This window comes from Streptomyces sp. NPDC004667 (assembly GCF_040609475.1).
GTDB lineage: Bacteria > Actinomycetota > Actinomycetes > Streptomycetales > Streptomycetaceae > Streptomyces.
Map to the genome: position 1 here is coordinate 142,764 of NZ_JBEXKC010000001.1, position 16,622 is coordinate 159,385.

Here is a 16,622-nt window from a genome sequence, read left to right on the forward strand (position 1 = left end):
GATCAGCCCTTCTCGGGGTGGTCTGCGCCGGCGTGGGGAGCGGCGGCTTCGAGTGCGGCGGCGGTCCGCGCGACCGTGTGGTGGCGCAGCGCGGTGGCGAGGTCGAGGTCGAGCCCGTGCCGGCGGGCGGCGACGAGCAGCGGGGCGACGAGCAGCGAGTCGCCGCCGAGGTCGCGGAAGTCGTCGTGGACGCCGACCTGTTCGAGGCCGAGGACCTCGGACCAGACCTCGGCGAGCACCTTCTCCAGGTCGGTGCGCGGGGCGGTGTACGGCAGGGGCGTCGCGGTGGCCCGGCGGGAGGCCAGGGCGGCCTTGTCCCGCTTGCCGTTCGCGGTCAGCGGCAGCCGGTCGACGACGGTGACGGCGGCGGGGATGGCGGCGGCGGGCAGGACCGCCCGCAGCCGGTCGCGCAGGGCGGGGACCTCGACGGAGTGTCCGTCGGCCGGGACCACCCAGGCGGCGAGCCGCTTGCCGCCGTCGGCCGCGTCCACGGGGGTGACGAGCGCCTCGCGGACGGCCGGGTCGGCGGTCAGGGCGGCCTCGGCCTCGCCGGGCTCGACGCGGTGGCCGCGCACCTTGACCTGCTCGTCGGCGCGGCCGGTGAACTCCAGCACTCCCCCGGGCAGGATGCGGGCGAGGTCTCCGGTGCGGTAGATGCGGGTGCCGGGCAGGCCGTAGGGGTCGGGCAGGAAGGACGCGGCGGTCAGGGCGGGCTCCCCGGCGTAGCCGCGGGCCAGTCCCTCGCCGCCGAGCCAGACCTCGCCGGTGATCCCGTCGGGCACGGGCCGCAGCCGGTCGTCGAGGATCCGCAGCAGCACCCCGGGCAGCTGGGAGCCGAGCGGGACGAGGGTGCGCCGGGTGTTGGGGCGTACGTGCCCGAAGGTCGCGGCGACGGTGGCCTCGGTGGGCCCGTACTCGGCGCCGAGCAGCATCCGCCCGCCGGCCGCGGCGATGCGGGCGGCGACCCGTTCGGCCTGCGCGGTGGGGTAGGCGTCGCCGGCGCAGACCGCGATCGCGGCGAGGCCGCCGAGCTCGGAGTCGCTCAGCTGGGCCTCCAGGAGCTGGAGGTGGCCGGGCGTGAGGCCGACGAAGGCGTACGGGGCCCCGGCCATCAGCAGCGGGCCGAACTCCCCCGGCTGCCAGTCCTGCGGCAGCAGGCGCACCGGCTGCCCCGTCATCAGCGGCGCGTACAGGGCGGGCAGGCCCAGGTCGAAGCCGACCGAGGTGAACCAGGGGGCGCCGCCGGAACCGGTCTCGGCGTAGGCCCGTACGGCCCAGTCGAGGTAGTGAGCGAGCGAGCGGTGGCTGATCTCGACGCCCTTGGGGGTCCCGGTGGAGCCGGAGGTGTGCAGGACGTAGGCGAGCCGGTCGGGGTCGAGGTCCAGGTCCAGCGGGCTCCCGTCGCCCTCGTGGGAGATCTCCTCGGCGAGCAGGATCCGCCCGGCGCCGGCCGCCGGGGCGAACCGGTCGGCGTACGCGCCCTGGGTGAGCGCCAGGTCGAAGCCGAGGGCGGGGATCCGGGCGGCCGGGGTGCAGGGGTCGACGGGCAGCTGCGCCGCGCCGGCCTTCCACACGCCGAGCAGGGCGGCGACCAGCTCCGGCCCGCGGTCCAGCAGGACGGCGACCCGGGTCTCGGGGCCGGCGCCGAGGGCGCGCAGGCGGCGGGCGATCCGGTTGGCCCGGGCGTCCAGTTCGGCGTACGAGGTGCCGGAGCCGTCCGGGGTGCCCGCGCCGGTGAGGGCGGTGGCCCAGGGGGTGCGCGCGGCCTGCGCCTCGAAGCCGGCGAGGGCTTCGACGGGGGTCTCGGGGTGCGGGAGGGCGGGCGCGGCGAGGCGGTAGTGCTCCTGGTGGTTGGGGAAGCCGCTGCGGGCGTCGCCGTCGGCCCCGGTGCGGGCCATGTCGGTGAGGACCGCCTTGTAGAGGGCGGCGAGGCGCTCGGCGTTGGCCTTGGCGAGGGTCCGGGTGCGGGAGGCGATCGAGAGGTGGCCGCGCACGGGCGTGCCGACGACGAGCGGGAACTCGTTGGGGCTGTCGTCGCGGCTGGCCATGATGTCGATGAGCTCGACGTCGACCTGGTGGAAGTCCAGGTAGTGGAAGAGCACGTCGATCAGGTGGCTCTCGCCGCCGGCCACGCGCATGGCGGGCATCGGGTAGCGGCGGTGGGGCCACAGTTCGACCTCGCGGGCGAAGACCTCCCGGGCGAGCTCGCCCCAGGTCGCGGCGCCCTTGCGGTAGGGGAAGGGCACCGAGTTGAGGTACATGCCGGAGACCCGTTCGGCGCCGGCCTCCTCGGGGCGGGCGTCGGCGACCATGCCGCCGCGGAAGCTCCCGGCCCGGGTCAGCATCGACAGGACCTTGCTGTGCGCGGCGTGCAGCACGCTCTTGTACGGGACCTCGGCGGCGGAGGCGAGGGCGCGCAGGCCCGGTTCCACGTCGCCGAGTTCGAGGTCGATGCGGTAGCGCTCGTCCGCGCCGAGCGGGTCGCCGGCCCAGCCGGTGGGGATCGTGAACTTCTCGTGGCCGTCGACGAGTGCGCGCCAGTAGTCGCGGTCCTCGGCGGATTCCAGGGAGCGCAGTTCACCGGCGATGAAGTCGGCGTAGCGGACGGCCGGGACGGGCGGCGCCGGGTCGGGCTCGCCGCCGGTGCGGATCGCCCGGTAGGCGCGCAGCAGCTCCATCAGCTGGGAGTGGTAGCTCCAGCCCTCGATGACCGGGTGGCACTCGGTGATGGACAGCCACCAGCTCTCGTCGTCGACGAGGTGGACGGCCATCCGCATGAGCGGGGCCGCGCCGAGGTCGAAGAGTTCCTCGCGGTCGCGGTCGGCGAAGGACCACAGGGTGGATTCGCGCTCCTCGCGCGGCAGGTGGCGCAGGTCCTCGAAGAGGCAGGGCATCGACACGGAGCCGGCCTCGTGGACCAGCTGGAGGGGTTCGCTGTAGCCGGAGAGGGCGAAGGAGGTCCGCATCACCTCGTGGCGTTCGACGATCAGGTCGGCGGCCCGCTGGAACACCGCCGGATCGAAGGGGAGTTCGTCGCGGATCCGGAAGGAGGTGATGTTGTGGTAGCGGTTCTCGCCGCTGCGGCCGTGCATCTCGACGAGCATGCCCGCCTGGATCCGGGAGACCGGGTAGGCGTCGGTGACGCCGTGCGGCAGGGTGGCCCGGTCCTCTTCGCCGATCAGGGCGAAGGGGGCGACGGGGCCGTCGGCCCGCTCGGCGGAGCCGTCGCCGGCCTGGTCGCCGAGGGCGGCGCGCAGTCTGGCGACCGTACGGTGCTCGAAGACGTCGCGGACGCTGGTCTCCCAGCCGGCCTCGCGCAGGGCTCCGACGAGGGAGACGGCGCGGATGGAGTCCCCGCCGAGGTCGAAGTAGTTGTCGTGGACGCCGACGGTCTCCAGGCCGAGGACCTCGGCCCAGACGGCGGCGATGGAGGCCTCGGCGGCGTCGCGCGCCCCGACGTGCTCGCCGACGGTGGTGGCCTCGCGGCCGGGGGCGGGCAGGGCGCGGCGGTCCAGCTTGCCGTTGGCGGTCAGCGGGAGCGCGTCCAGGCGCAGGTAGGCGGAGGGGACCATGTAGGCGGGCAGGGCCTCGCCGAGCGCGTCGCGCAGGGCGGCGGGGGCGAGGTCCGCGTCGGCGGCGCCGGTCTCGGGGACCAGGTAGGCGACGAGCTGCTTGTCCCCGGGGGTGTCCTCACGGACCAGGGCGACGGCCTCGGCGACGGCGGGCAGGGCGGTGAGGGCCGTCTCGATCTCGCCGAGTTCGATGCGGTAGCCGCGCAGTTTGACCTGGTGGTCGATGCGGGCGACGAAGTCGAGGCTGCCGTCGGGCAGGACCCGGGCGAGGTCTCCGGTGCGGTAGATGCGGGCGCCGGGGGCGCCGTAGGGGTCGGGCAGGAAGCGTTCGGCGGTCAGGTCGGGGCGGCCGGCGTAGCCGCGGGCCAGGCCGGTGCCGCCGATCCACACCTCGCCGGGGACGCCCAGCGGCAGCGGGCGCAGCCGCTCGTCGAGCACGTACATGGTGGTGTTGGGGACGGCGCGGCCGATGGAGACGAGCTCGGTGGTGACCGGGCCGTGGGCGGTGCCGTCGGCGGGCAGGAAGTGGGCGGAGTTGCCGACGGTGATCTCGGTGGGTCCGTACTCGGCGGCGAGGCGGGTGCCCCCGGGTCCCGCGGCGGCGGCCCAGCGTTCGGCGAGGCGGTGGGTGAAGGAGTCTCCGGCGGCGATGACCAGCCCGGCCAGGTCGCGGATCTGCCCGTCGGTGAGCTGCTGCGAGAGGAGGTCGAGGTGGCCCGGGGTGAGCTTGATGAAGGCGTACGGTCCCCCTTCGGCCAGCAGGGTGCCGAGGTCGGCGGTGTCGAAGTCCTGCGGGAGCAGGTGGACGGCCTGGCCGGTCATCAGGGGGGCGTACAGGTCGGGGACGCCGAGGTCGAAGGCGACGGAGGAGAACAGCGGGGCGCCGCCGGTGCCGGCCGTGGCGTAGGCGCCGACGGTCCAGGTGAGGTAGTTGGCCAGGCCGCGGTGGCCGATGAGGACGCCCTTGGGCTTGCCGGTGGAGCCGGAGGTGTAGATGACGTACGCGAGCTGGTCGAGGTCGTACGCGGTGGGCAGTTCGGCCTCGGCGGTGGCCAGGGCGGTCCGCTCGGCCGGGTCGTCGACGACGACGAGGCCGGGGCCGTCGAAGCGGTCGGCGTGCCGGGCCTGGGTGATCACGAGGCGGGTGGCGGTGTCGCCGAGCATGAAGGCGATGCGCTCGTCGGGGTATCCCGGGTCGATCGGCACGTAGGCGGCGGCGGCGCGCCAGATGCCGAGGAGGGCGGCGACGAGGTCGGGGCCCCGGTCGAGCAGGACGCCGACGGTGTCGTCGGGGCGGACTCCGAGCTGGACCAGGCGGCGGGCGAACCGGTCGGCGCGGGCGTCGAGTTCGGCGTAGGTGAGCTCGCCGGAGGCGTGCCGGACGGCGACCGCGCCGGGGGTGGCGGCGATCCGGTCGGCGATGGTCTCGAACACGGGGCGCAGGGCGGCGGCGTCCACGGGGGCGCCGACCGGTTCGGCCGGGCCGTCGAGCAGCAGGGAGCGCTCTGCGGCGCCGAGGAAGTCGAGGGTGGACAGGGGGGCGCCGGGCCGTTCGGCGACGGCCGCGAGCAGGGCCGCGTAGTGCCCGGTGATCCGCTCGGCGGTGGCGGCCTCGAACAGGTCGGTGGAGTACTCCAGGGCGCCGTGCAGGGAGCCGTCGGGGCGCTCGGACAGGTGCAGGGTGAGGTCGAAGCGGGCGATGCGGCCGCTGGCGGCGACCGGGGTGACGGTGAGGCCGGGCAGGTCGGGGCTGTCGGAGCCCTGGCCGGAGGCGAGGTCGAACATCACCTGGAAGAGCGGGGTGGTGGACAGGTCCCGTTCGGGTTCGAGCTCGTCGGCGATCTTGTCGAAGGGGGTGTCCTGGTGGTCGAAGGCGTCCAGGACGGTGGTGCGGTTGCCGGCGAGCAGCTCCCGGAAGGCCGGGTCGCCCTGCCAGCGGCCGCGCAGCACCAGGCTGTTGTAGGCGTAGCCGGCCATCTGCCGCAGCTCGGGGCGGGTGCGGCCGGAGACGGCGGTGCCGACGGCGACGTCCTGCTTGCCGGTGTAGCGGCCCAGCAGTGCCTGGTAGGCGCTGAGCAGGACCATGAAGAGGGTGGCGCCCTCCTGTTCGGCGAGGGCGCGCAGCCGGGCGGCGGTCTCGGCGGGCACGTCGAAGGCGGCGACGGCGCCGTCCCAGCCGCGGACCGAGGGGCGGGGCCGGTCGGTGGGCAGGCCGAGGGGTTCGGTGCCGGCGAGCTGTCCGCGCCACCAGTCGAGGGCGGCCTCGGCGGCGGGGCCGGACTGGCGGGCGTTGAGCCAGGCCGCGTAGTCGGCGTACTGGACGGGGGGTTCGGGCAGGACGCCGTCCAGCGGCCCGGTGACGGTGCCGGCGGCCCGGTAGCAGGCGGCCAGGTCGGCGAGGATCAGCGGCCGGGTCAGGGCGTCGCAGGCGATGTGGTGCATGACGACGACCAGGACGTGGTCGTCGGCGGCGAGGCGCAGCAGGCGGACCCGCAGCGGGGCCTCTGCGGCCAGGTCGAAGACCTCGCCGGCGCGGGCCTGGGCGAAGGCGGCCGCGGCGGCGTCGCGGTCGGCCGCGTCGATGCCGGTGACCTCGCTGACGGCGTAGTCGACGGGGCCGGCCGGGTCGACGACCTGCCGGGGCTCGCCGTCTTCGAGGAGGTAGCGGGTGCGCAGGATCTCGTGGCGGGCGGCCAGGGCGTCGAAGGAGCGGCGCAGGGCGCTCTCGTCGAGGGTGCCGCGCAGCCGGTGCGCGAGCGGCAGCAGGTATTCGGGGCTGTCCGGGTCGAGCTGGTGGAGGAACCACAGCTGGCGCTGGCCGGCGGAGAGCGCCAGCGGGGCCTGCCGGTCGGCGCGCGGGATCCCGGTGCGGGCGGCGCCGCGGCCCGTGGTGCGGCCCGCGCGTCCGGCGAGCCGTCGGCGCAGCAGTTCCGCCCGCAGCTCTTCCTGCGTGGGTGCGGTGGGTGCGGTCACGGCTGGTACTCCCTGTGGGCGATGGCCAGTTCGGCGTGGTCGAGGGTTTCGATCTCGATGCGTACGGCTTCTTCGACGGCCGCGGCGAGACCGGCGACGGTGGGGTGTTCGAAGACGGCGCGCAGGGGCATCTCGACGTCGAACTCCTCGTGGAGGCGGGCGATGACGCGGGCGGCGAGGACGGAGTTGCCGCCGATCCGGAAGAAGCCCTGGCGGGCGCCGATCCGGCGGGTGGTGCCGTCCTCCCCGGCGAGGACCTCGGCCCAGATCTCGGCGACGATCTCCTCGACCGGGCCCTCGGGCGCCGTGTAGGGCTCGTCGGAGAGGGCGGCGGCGAGGTCGGGGGCGGGCAGGGCCTTGACGTCCACCTTGTTGTGGCGGGTGAGCGGGATCCGCGGGACGGGCACCAGCAGCGCGGGGACCATGTAGTCCGGCAGGCGGCGGGCGCAGTGGTCCAGGAGTTCCCCGTCGCCGGGCGGGTTGTCGCCGCGCGGGACCCAGTAGCCGATGAGCGCGGCCGTGGGGCCGGTGCCGTGGACGACGACGGCGCACTGGGCGACCCCGGGGTGCTCGGCGAGGACGCCCTGCACCTCGCCCGTCTCCACGCGGCGGCCGCGGATCTTGGCCTGGCCGTCGGCGCGGCCGGCGAACTCCAGGGTGCCGTCGGGCAGCATCCGGGCGCGGTCGCCGGTGCGGTAGAGGCGGGCGCCGGGGGGCCCGTACGGATCGGGGACGAAGGCGGCGGCGGTCAGGTCGGGGCGGCCGTGGTAGCCGCGGGCCAGTCCGGATCCGCCGACGCACAGTTCACCGGTGGTGCCGTACGGGACGGGCTCCAGGTACGCGTCGAGGACCCGGGCCGTGACGTGCGGGTAGGCGCGGCCGACGGGGACGGCGGCGGCGGTGTCGTACGCGTCCCAGCGGGTGGCGGCGATGGTGGTCTCGGTGAGCCCGTACTCGTTGACGAAGCGCAGCAGGCGGCGGGACAGGTCCCGGGCCAGGGCGGGCGGGCAGGGCTCGCCGCCGGTCTGGCCGACGAGGGGGCGCCGGCCGAGGCCCGCGTCGATCAGCATCTGCCAGTGCGGCGGCGCGACCTGGAGGTGGCTGACGCCGTGCTCCTCGATGAGCCGCAGCTGCGCGGCGTGGTCGGCGAGGTCCCGCTCCTGGGCCAGGACCACCCGGCCCCCGGCGACGAGCGGCATCAGCAGCTCGGTGCAGGAGATGTCGAAGGTGGGCTGGGCCAGGGCCAGCCAGGCGTCGTCGGGGCCCTGCCCGAAGTCCAGGTGGGCCTGGGAGGCGCGGAGCATCGCGAGCAGGGTGCGGTGCTCGACGGCGACGCCCTTGGGGCGCCCGGTGGAGCCGGAGGTGTACATGATGTACGCCAGCCGGGCCGTGTCGGCCGGGGTCCCGGCCGGGACGGCGGCGCGGGACCAGGAGCCGATGCCCTCGGCGGCCAGGGCGGGGTCGCTGGCCGCGGCCAGGGCGGCCGCGGCCGCGGCGGCGGCGATACCGGCGGCGGGCTCCGGCGCGGTCGTCGCGGCGCCGTGCGCCGCCCCCGGACCGGCCGCCCGCGCGGGGTCGGAGTCCAGCGCGGCGTCGGAGTCCAGGGCGGCGAGGCGCTCGTCGGTGTCGATGGCCAGCCACGGCCCGTCGTGGTGGCCGCGCAGCCGGGCGGCGCCCGCCAGGTCGGAGACCAGGAGCCGGGCCCCGGCGTCGTCCAGGACGTAGCCGAGGCGTTCGACCGGCGCGGCCGCGTCGAGCGGCACCCAGGCGGCGCCGGCCTTCCAGACGCCGAGGTAGGCGGCGATCAGGTCGGGGGTGCGGCCGAGCATGACGGCGACCGCCGTCTCGGGGCCGGCGCCCAGTTCGCCGAGCCGCCGGGCGAAGGCCTCGGCACGGCGCTCCAGCCGGGCGTAGGTCCAGCTCTCGCCGCCGCAGACGACCGCGGTCTCCTCGGGGTTGGCGCGGGCGACGGCGGAGATCACCCTGTGGACGAGGTCGTCGCCCGCACCGGCGGTGCCGGGCTCGGGGGCGCCGGGGCCGAGGGCGAGGATCTCCTCGCGCAGGGCGCCGGGCAGCAGCGCGGCCCGGTCCAGACGCGCCCACGGCTCGTCGACCAGGGACTCCAGCAGCCGCACCCAGCCGGCCGCGAAGCGTTCCACGGTGCCCGGGTCGAAGAGGGAGGTGGCGTACTCGACCAGTCCGAGCAGGGAGCCGTCGCCCTGGCGCTGGAGCACGAAGGTGAGGTCGGTACGGGCGCTGCGCCAGGCCCCGCGGAAGGCCTCGACGTCGCCCTCGGCGGCGGCCGTGCCGGTCCGGCCCTCCTCGTGGAGGTCGAACATGACCTGGTAGAGGGGGGTGCGGCCGGGGTCGCGGGCGTCGTCGAGCTCGGCGACGAGGCGGTCGAAGGGCAGGTCCTGGTGGGCGAAGGCGCTGCGGGCGGTGTCCCGGACCCGGATCAGCGCCTCCTCGAAGGTGGCGTCGGCCGGGGCGTCGCAGCGCATCACCAGCGTGTTGAGGAAGAAGCCGACGACGTCGGCGACCTCCGGCCGCTCCCGTCCGGCGACGGGCACGCCGACCGGCACGTCCCACTGGCCGGTGAGCCGGGCGACGAGCGTCCCGAAGACGGTCAGCAGGGTCTGCTGGAGGGTCGCCCCGCGGCCGCGCCCGAAGGCGGCGGCCCGGTCGGCGAGTGCGGCGGGGACGGTGAACACGTGGGCGGCGCCGACGCCGTCGCGGACCGCGGGACGGGCCCGGTCCGCGGGCAGGTCGGCGGGGACGGACCCCTCCAGGGCCCGCTTCCAGTGGGCCAGCTCCTCGGTCGCGGCGGATCCCGTCAGGCGGCGGCGCTGGTGGACGGCGTGGTCGGCGTACTGGACCGGCAGTGCGGGGAGCACGGCGCCGGTGCCGTGGTGCGCGGCCTCGGCGAGGGCCAGCAGGTCGCGCTCCAGGACCACCGAGGACCAGCCGTCGCAGGCGATGTGGTGGATGGACAGGACCAGGTGCAGGGAGCCGGCGCCGCGGACGGTCAGGGCGCGCCAGACGGGCCCGTTCTCCAGGTCGAAGGGGCGGCTGAACTCGTCCTCGATCAGGACGTTGCGGGCCTCGGCGGTCTCGGCGCGGGTGGTGCGCAGCTCGATGTGCGGGGCGGGGTCGGCGATCTGGACCGGCTCGGTGCCGCGCAGGACGTAGCGGGTGCGCAGGATCTCGTGGCGCTCGGCGAGCCCGTGCAGGGCCGCCGCGACGGTGTCGTCGGCGTAGGCGGGCGGCAGGGTGATGAAGACGGGCGCGTTCCACTCGGCGCTGCCGGGGCGCATCCGGTCCATCAGCCACAGGCCCTGCTGGCCCGGCGAGAGCGGCAGTCCCGCGTCGGTGCGGGGCACGGGCCGGACGGCATCGTCGGCGGCGGCCGGGGCGGCGTCCGGGCCGGCGGTGCCCGCGAGGGCGGGGGCGCCGGCCAGCAGGGCGGCCTGCGACTCGACGGTGGTGGCGGTGAACAGGGCGCGCAGCGGGACGGTGGTGCCGGAGGCGGCGGACAGGGCCTGGGCCAGCCGGCTGAGCAGCAGGGAGGCCCCGCCGAGCTGGAAGAAGTCGTTGGTGGCGCCGATCCGGGCGGCGGGGATGTCCAGGAGGGCGGCCCACTGCTCGGCGACGACCCGTTCGGCGGCGGTGCGCACGGGGACGTGCGCGGTCTCCGCCTCGGCCGCCGCGGAGGCGGGCTCGGGCAGGGCGGAGCGGTCGATCTTGCCGTTGGCGGTGAGCGGGAAGTCGGCGACGGGCACGTACACGGACGGGATCAGCGGGTCGGGCAGGGAGCGGCGCAGGAAAGTGCGCAGTTCCTCGGGGCGCAGCCGCTCGCCGCGGGAGCGGACCCAGGCGACGAGGCGGTGTCCGCCGTCGCCGTCGGGGACGGCGGCGGCGACGGCGCCGCGCACCCACGGGTGGGAGGCCAGCGCGGCCTCGACCTCGCCGGTCTCGATGCGGACCCCGTTGACCTTGACCTGGTGGTCGAGGCGGCCGAGGTACTCCAGCGTGCCGTCGGCCTGCCAGCGGACCCGGTCGCCGGTGCGGTAGAGCCGTTCGCCGGGCGGGCCGTAGGGGTCGGGGACGAAGCGTTCGGCGGTCTGGTCGGGGCGGCCCTGGTAGCCGAGGGCGAGGCCGATGCCCCCGGCGTGCAGTTCGCCGGGGACGCCGACCGGGACGGGACGGCCGGCCGGGTCGAGGACGAGGGCGCGCATGTGGGCGATGGGCCGGCCGATGGGGACCGCGCCGGTCTCCTGCGCGGGGTCCCAGCGGTGCTCGGTGATGTCGACGGAGGCTTCGGTGGGACCGTAGGTGTTCCAGATCTCGGCGCGCGGGGCCAGTTCGGCGAGGGCGCGGCAGAGTTCGGCGTGCAGCGGTTCGCCCGCGCTGAAGATCAGGCGCAGGGCGGTGGCGCGCTCCCAGCCGGACTGTTCGGCCAGGCGCCGGTAGACGGAGGGGACGCCCTGCAGGACGGTCACCTTGTGGTCGCCGACGGCGCGCAGCAGCGCCGCCGGGTCGCGTTCGGCGTCCTGGGGGGCCACGGCCACCGCTCCCCCGCTGATCAGCGGCGAGAAGAGTTCCAGGCCGGCCGCGTCGAAGCCGATGGTGGTCTTGAGCAGGAAGCGGTCGGCGGGGCCGAGCTTGTGCCGGTGGGCCAGCCAGCGCACCCGGTTGGCGATGCCGGCGTGCGGGACGAGGACGCCCTTGGGGCGGCCGGTGGAGCCGGAGGTGTGCAGGACGTACGCGGGCCGGGCCGGGTCGGGGGCGAGCGGGAAGGCTGCGGCCTCGGCGGCGGGCACGGAGTCGGGGGCGTCGGCGACGTCCAGGACGGTGAGTCCGGCGGGCAGCCGCGCGGCGGTGCCGTGACCGGCGAGGACCACGGTGGCGCCGGCGTCCTCCAGGACCAGGGCGAGCCGGGCCTCGGGGTAGGTCGGGTCGAGCGGGACGTAGGCGGCGCCGGCGAACCAGACGCCGAGCAGCGCGGCGATCAGCTCGGGGCCGCGCGGCAGGCAGACGCCGACGAAGTCGCCGGGCGCCACTCCGCCGGCCCGCAGGGCGGCTGCGTGGCGGGCGGCGTGGTGCTCCAGGTCGGCGTAGGTCCAGACGGCCCCCGTGGTGGCGAGGACGGCGGGGGCTTCGGGGGTGCGGGCGGCCTGGGCCCTGAACAGGCCGGGCAGCAGCAGACGGCCGGGGGCGGATCCCGACTGCGTACGGTCGTTCACGTTCTCTCCTTCATCGGGATCGGGGGTGGCGTCGGCCGCTTCCCGGGGCCGGGGCGCCCGGGTGGCCCGCACGTCCGGGTGGTCAGGCGGCGGAGCCCGCGGACATCCGGCGGCGCAGGCTCGCGGGGCGCAGGTCGGTCCACAGTTCGGTGATCCGGGCGAGGCATTCCTCGCGGGTGCCCTCGGTGCCCTCGGCGTGCCAGCCGGCGGGCAGGTCGCGGTCGGCCCACCAGAGGGAGTACTGCTCCTCGTCGTTGAGGACGACGCGGTGGACCGTGTCCGCCCGGTTCTCGTTCTGCTGTTCGCTCATCGCTGTTCCCTTCGCGTGGTCAGGTGCCGCCATCCTTGAAGAGGCCGCTATCGATGCCCTATCGAGCGCATATACGTGCCGGAACGCGGCAGGGCCCCCGATGCCTTTCGGCTTCGGGGGCCCTGGGGTGCGCGGGGGTGGCGGGTCAGGCGGCGGCGCCGCTCAGGCCGGTGCCCGCGGTGTCGGGAGCGCCCTGGAGGGGGGTCGGGAAGGCGGCTTCGAAGGCGGCCTCGACGTCGTGGCCGAGGATCCAGCCGACGTCCGCCGCGGCCTCCTTGACGCCACCGGGCCGGCCGCCCGCGCCCGGGGCGGGACGGCCCGTGCGCGATCCGAGCTGGACCTTCGTGGTGTGCGGGCGGCGCAGCGACTCGTAGCGCTCCAGGGCGTCGGCGACGCCCCGCGCGTCCTCGTCGGCACGGGCCAGGCACAGGGCGAGCGCCACGCCGTCCTCGACGGCCTGGTTGGCGCCCTGTCCGTGGTGGGGCAGCATCGGGTGGGCCGCGTCCCCGAGCAGGGTCACCCGGGAGGTGCTCCACCGCTCCAGCGGGGCCCGGTCGTAGAGGGCCCAGCGGCGGACCTCGCCCGCGGCGCCGACCAGTTCGCGCACCTCGGGCGCCCAGCCGGTGAGGACGGCGTCCAGGTCGGTCCGGTCGCCGGCGCTGGTCCAGGACTCGGCGTCGCCCTCGTCGGCGGGGGTGACCACCACGTACGTGAACTGCCGTCCGCCGCTGACCGGGTAGCACAGCACCCGGGACTCGGGCCCCGCGAACATGTACATCCGGCCCGGGTCCAGCGAGGGCACGTCCGCCGCGTCCACCAGCCCCCGCAGCGCGCTGTTGCCGGAGTACACGGGGGCGTCCGCGCCGGCCACCGCGCGGCGCACCGCCGAGTGGACCCCGTCGGCGCCGACCAGGACGTCCGCCCGGCCCGTGGTGCCGTCGGCGAACTCCAGGAGCACCCCGTCGGGGCCCTCCTCGTGACGGACGAGCTCCTTGCCGGTGCGCACCCGCTCGCCGGGCACCAGTCCCGCGAGCATCCGGTGCAGGTCGCCGCGGTGGACGGTGAGGTAGGGGGCGCGGAACTGCCGCTCCCAGGCCTCGCCCATCTCCTGTACGGCGACGGGCGCGCCGTTGTGGAAGGCCCGGACCTCCAGGGCCTCGGGGCGGACCGCCAGCTCGGCCAGGCGCGGGCCGAGGCCGAGGCGCTCCAGCAGCCGGGTGCCGTTCGGGCCCAGGTGCATGCCCACGCCCTGCTCGCGCAGGGCCCCGCCCCGTTCGTACACGGTGACGTCCAGGCCCCGGGCGTACAGGGCCGCGGCGGCGGTGAGACCGCCCAGACCCGCGCCGATCACGGCCACTTCGAGGCTCACCGGTACTCCCAGGCGCTCTCGAAGGACTCGAACTCGTCGGCGGAGTCGAAGGATCCGAAGTCCGTACCGGCCCCGCCTGCGGAGCCCAGGGCCAGCAGTGCCTCCAGCTCGCCGGCGCCCGCCAGCTCCACGTCGGCGACGAGGGTGTCCGGTGCGGCGACGGCGGCCGCCAGCATCCGCTCGTACCCGTCGGCGAAGCGCGCGACCGTCTCGCGGTCCAGCACGTCCGTGTCGTACGAGAAGACCGCGGTGACCCCCTCGGGGGTCTGCTCGATGCGCAGCAGCAGGTCCAGCTGGCCCTCCTGCTGCGGGACGTCGATCAGTGCGATGTCGAGCCCCGCGTACGGGACGGACGGTCCCTCGGTGGCGCCCGGCGGGACGTTGGGCACGGGCGGTTCCATCCGGTCCATCTGGACGAGGAACAGGGCGGTGCGGAACACCGTGGCCCGGGGGAAGGCCAGCGCGCACGGGTAGCGCACGCCCATCATGCCGCCCATCACCCGCTGTCCGGCCTGCTCGGCCGCGCTGCGGAAGGTGGAGCCGGCGGTGAAGTCGGCGCGCACCGGCATGGTGTTGAGGAAGCAGCCGATCACGTCCCGCTGCGCGCGGCCCATCCGGCTGGTGGCCGGGACCCCGAGCACGAAGGCCTCCTGGCCGGTCCAGCGGTGGGTCAGGGCCTGGAAGACGCCGAGGAGGTAGGCGAAGGGCGTCACCCCCGCGACGGCCGCGGCCGGGGCCAGCGCGGCGGCGCTCTGCGCGGCCAGCTGCCGTACGACGGTGCCGCCCCGGTAGGAGCGCAGTGCGGGCCGGGGCCGGTCCAGGGGGAGTTCGGCGGCGGGGGCCCGCCCCACCGACTCCTGCCACAGCTCGGCCGCCCGCAGGCCCGACGCGGAGGCGGTGTAGCGCAGCTCCTCGGCGGCGTGGTCGGCGTAGGAGCCGGGGATGGGCCGCCAGCGGGGTTCCTGCCCGGAGGCGAAGCCCTCGTAGGCGTCGAGGACGTCGCGCACCAGCAGCCAGCGCGAGGTGAAGTCGCTGACGATGTGGTGGGCGGAGGTGACCAGCGCCCAGTCCTCGTCGGTGTTGCGCAGCAGCACCACGCGGAAGGCCGCGGACTCCAGGCGGAAGGGCCGGGCCCCGGCCTCCTCGGCGGCCCGGTGCAGGGCCTCCTCGCCGGCGCCGTCGAGGTCGCGGAACTCCAGCCGGACAAGGGGCTGTTCGCCGACGGTGCGGCGGACTCCCTCGGCGTTCTCGGTGAACACCGAGCGCAGCAGTTCCTGGCGGGTGCCGACGGCGGTGACGGCGGCGTCCATGGCGGCGGGGTCGACCCGGCCGCGCAGCCGCAGCGGCATGACGATGTTGTAGGCGGAGGCCTCGGGGGAAACCCGGTAGGCGGTCCACATGGACTGCTGGATCGCGGTCAGGGGCAGTGCCCGCACGGCGCCGGGCGCCCCGGCGGCGGTGTCCGTCACTGCGGTCACGGCGGTCACGGCGGTCACGGCGGTCACGGCGGTCACGGCGGTCACGGCGGTCATCCGCAGCCTCCCGCGTGGCTCATGTCCGTGGTGCGCCCGGCGCCGACCACCGCGAGCTCCGCCTCGGCGGGCTGTGCGGCGGGGGCCGCGGGGGCGGCGTCCCCGAAGGAGGCGGCGAAGGCGGTCACCCGGTCCAGGCCCCAGTAGGGCTCGTTGCCGTTGACGAAGAACGGGACGCCGAAGACCCCGTCGCGGTGCACGTCCAGCAGGGCGGCGACGGCCCGCTCGCGCAGCTCCGGGCTGTCGGTGGCGGCGGCCACCGCGTCGGCGTCGAGGCCGATCTCCACGGCCAGTTCGAGGACGGTCGCGGGATCGCAGATGTCGCGTCCCTCCAGCCAGCGGGCCCGGCCGGCGCGGGCCACCCACTCCCGGCCCAGGCCCGCGTCCACGGCGAGGAACCAGGTCAGGTGGGCCGGCTCCCACCACGGCTCGCGGTCGGTCGGCCAGGTCAGCGCCAGGCCGCGCTCGGCCGCGAGGCGGCGTACGTCACGCAGGATGTAGAACTGCTTGGCACGGGTCATGGGGGTGTACGGGAACTGCCCGCCGGCCTCGTCCAGCAGCTTGGCGCTGGTCTCGTCGGGCTCCCAGAAGGGGCGCCACTCGACCCGGTCGAGCAGACCGGGGTGCTCGCGCTCCAGGTCGTGCAGGGCGAAGAAGTTGTAGGGGCTGCGCAGGTTGAAGTAGAACCGGGGCGGTTTGGCGGCACGGCCGGCCATGTCGAACTCCTCTGTGAATCAGGCTGGTCGGACTGGTGGGGGCCGGTCAGACGACCAGACCGCCGTCGATGTGGAAGACCTGTCCGGTGATGTACGCGGCGCGGTCGGAGGCCAGGAAGGACACCAGCTCGGCGACCTCGTGCGCCTCGCCGAAGCGGCCCAGCGGGATCCGGGCCGTCATCTCCTTGGCGTGCTTCTCGGACAGGCCCCCGACCATGTCGGTGGCGATGAATCCGGGGGCGACGGCGTTGGCCCGCAGGCCGCTGCGGCCGGACTCCTTGGCCAGGGCCTTGGTGAAGCCGATGATCCCGGCCTTGGTCGCGGAGTAGTTGCTCTGCGTGGCGTTGCCGGCGGCGGCGACCGAGGAGAGGGTGATGATGGTGCCGCGGCGGCGCTTCATCATCGGGAAGGCCAGTGCCTTGGCGAAGTTGAACGTGCCGTCGAGGTTGGTGCGGACCACCGCGTCCCAGTCCTCGTCCTTCATCATCGCGAGGTGGCCGTCGCGGACGATGCCGGCGGCGGTGACCAGCACCTCCACGGGGCCCAGTTCGGCCTCGGCCCGCGCGGTGAAGGCCCGGACCTGCTCGCGGTCCGTGACGTCCACGCGGCCGGCCAGCACCCGCGCCCCCAGCTCCCGGGCGGCCTTCGCGGCGAGCTCCGCGGCCTCCTCGTTGGACTGGTAGCAGAAGGCCACGTCGTGGCCGTCCCGTGCCAGGGTCTCCACCACGGCCCGGCCGATGCCGCGCGAGCCGCCGGTGACGAGGGCTACCGGCCTCGGTGTCTCGGACATGGATAGATGCCTCTCTCTTCGGGACGCGGGTGCGCGCGTACGCGTCGACGCGCGCGGGGGATGGTGCGCAGGGTGCGGTACGGGACCGGGGGCGCGGTGGTGTGCGCCCCCGCCGGT

7 protein-coding genes are annotated in these 16,622 nt (G+C 75.8%); all 7 read right to left on the bottom strand.

Annotation, left to right across the window (positions count from 1 at the left end; genetic code table 11):
- Positions 1–2 precede the first annotated feature (2 nt).
- Positions 3–6,545: an amino acid adenylation domain-containing protein gene (locus tag ABZW32_RS00585; RefSeq protein WP_356209281.1), complete on the bottom strand. Its 6,543-nt coding sequence runs from the start codon at positions 6,543–6,545 to the stop codon at positions 3–5.
- A complete protein-coding gene (locus ABZW32_RS00590; RefSeq protein ID WP_356209283.1) occupies positions 6,542–11,788 on the bottom strand; it encodes an amino acid adenylation domain-containing protein in 5,247 nt (1,748 codons plus the stop codon). The genes ABZW32_RS00585 and ABZW32_RS00590 overlap by 4 nt, the downstream gene beginning before the upstream one ends.
- Positions 11,789–11,870: 82 nt before the next feature.
- Positions 11,871–12,098, bottom strand: a complete 228-nt coding sequence (locus tag ABZW32_RS00595) for an MbtH family NRPS accessory protein (RefSeq protein WP_356209286.1) — start codon at positions 12,096–12,098, stop codon at positions 11,871–11,873.
- A gap of 145 nt (positions 12,099–12,243) precedes the next feature.
- Complete coding sequence (locus ABZW32_RS00600; protein ID WP_356209289.1) at positions 12,244–13,467, bottom strand: FAD-dependent monooxygenase; 1,224 nt, start codon at positions 13,465–13,467, stop codon at positions 12,244–12,246.
- On the bottom strand, positions 13,464–14,999 hold the full coding sequence (locus ABZW32_RS00605) for a condensation domain-containing protein (RefSeq protein WP_356209290.1): 1,536 nt from the start codon (positions 14,997–14,999) through the stop codon (positions 13,464–13,466). The genes ABZW32_RS00600 and ABZW32_RS00605 overlap by 4 nt, the downstream gene beginning before the upstream one ends.
- On the bottom strand, positions 14,996–15,715 hold the full coding sequence (locus ABZW32_RS00610) for a DsbA family protein (RefSeq protein ID WP_356209292.1): 720 nt from the start codon (positions 15,713–15,715) through the stop codon (positions 14,996–14,998). Before ABZW32_RS00610 ends, ABZW32_RS00605 begins: the two co-directional genes overlap by 4 nt.
- Positions 15,716–15,761: 46 nt before the next feature.
- Positions 15,762–16,505: a 3-oxoacyl-[acyl-carrier-protein] reductase gene (gene fabG, locus ABZW32_RS00615; RefSeq protein ID WP_356209294.1), complete on the bottom strand. Its 744-nt coding sequence runs from the start codon at positions 16,503–16,505 to the stop codon at positions 15,762–15,764.
- Between the last annotated feature and the right edge of the window lie 117 nt (positions 16,506–16,622).

Bases quoted from the DNA above. Each gene is read 5' to 3' on its own strand.
- ABZW32_RS00595 (WP_356209286.1), bottom strand. From the start codon at position 12,098: ATGAGCGAACAGCAGAACGAGAACCGGGCGGACACGGTCCACCGCGTC.
- ABZW32_RS00605 (WP_356209290.1), bottom strand. From the start codon at position 14,999: ATGACCGCCGTGACCGCCGTGACCGCCGTGACCGCCGTGACCGCCGTG.
- ABZW32_RS00610 (WP_356209292.1), bottom strand. From the start codon at position 15,715: ATGGCCGGCCGTGCCGCCAAACCGCCCCGGTTCTACTTCAACCTGCGC.
- fabG (WP_356209294.1), bottom strand. From the start codon at position 16,505: ATGTCCGAGACACCGAGGCCGGTAGCCCTCGTCACCGGCGGCTCGCGC.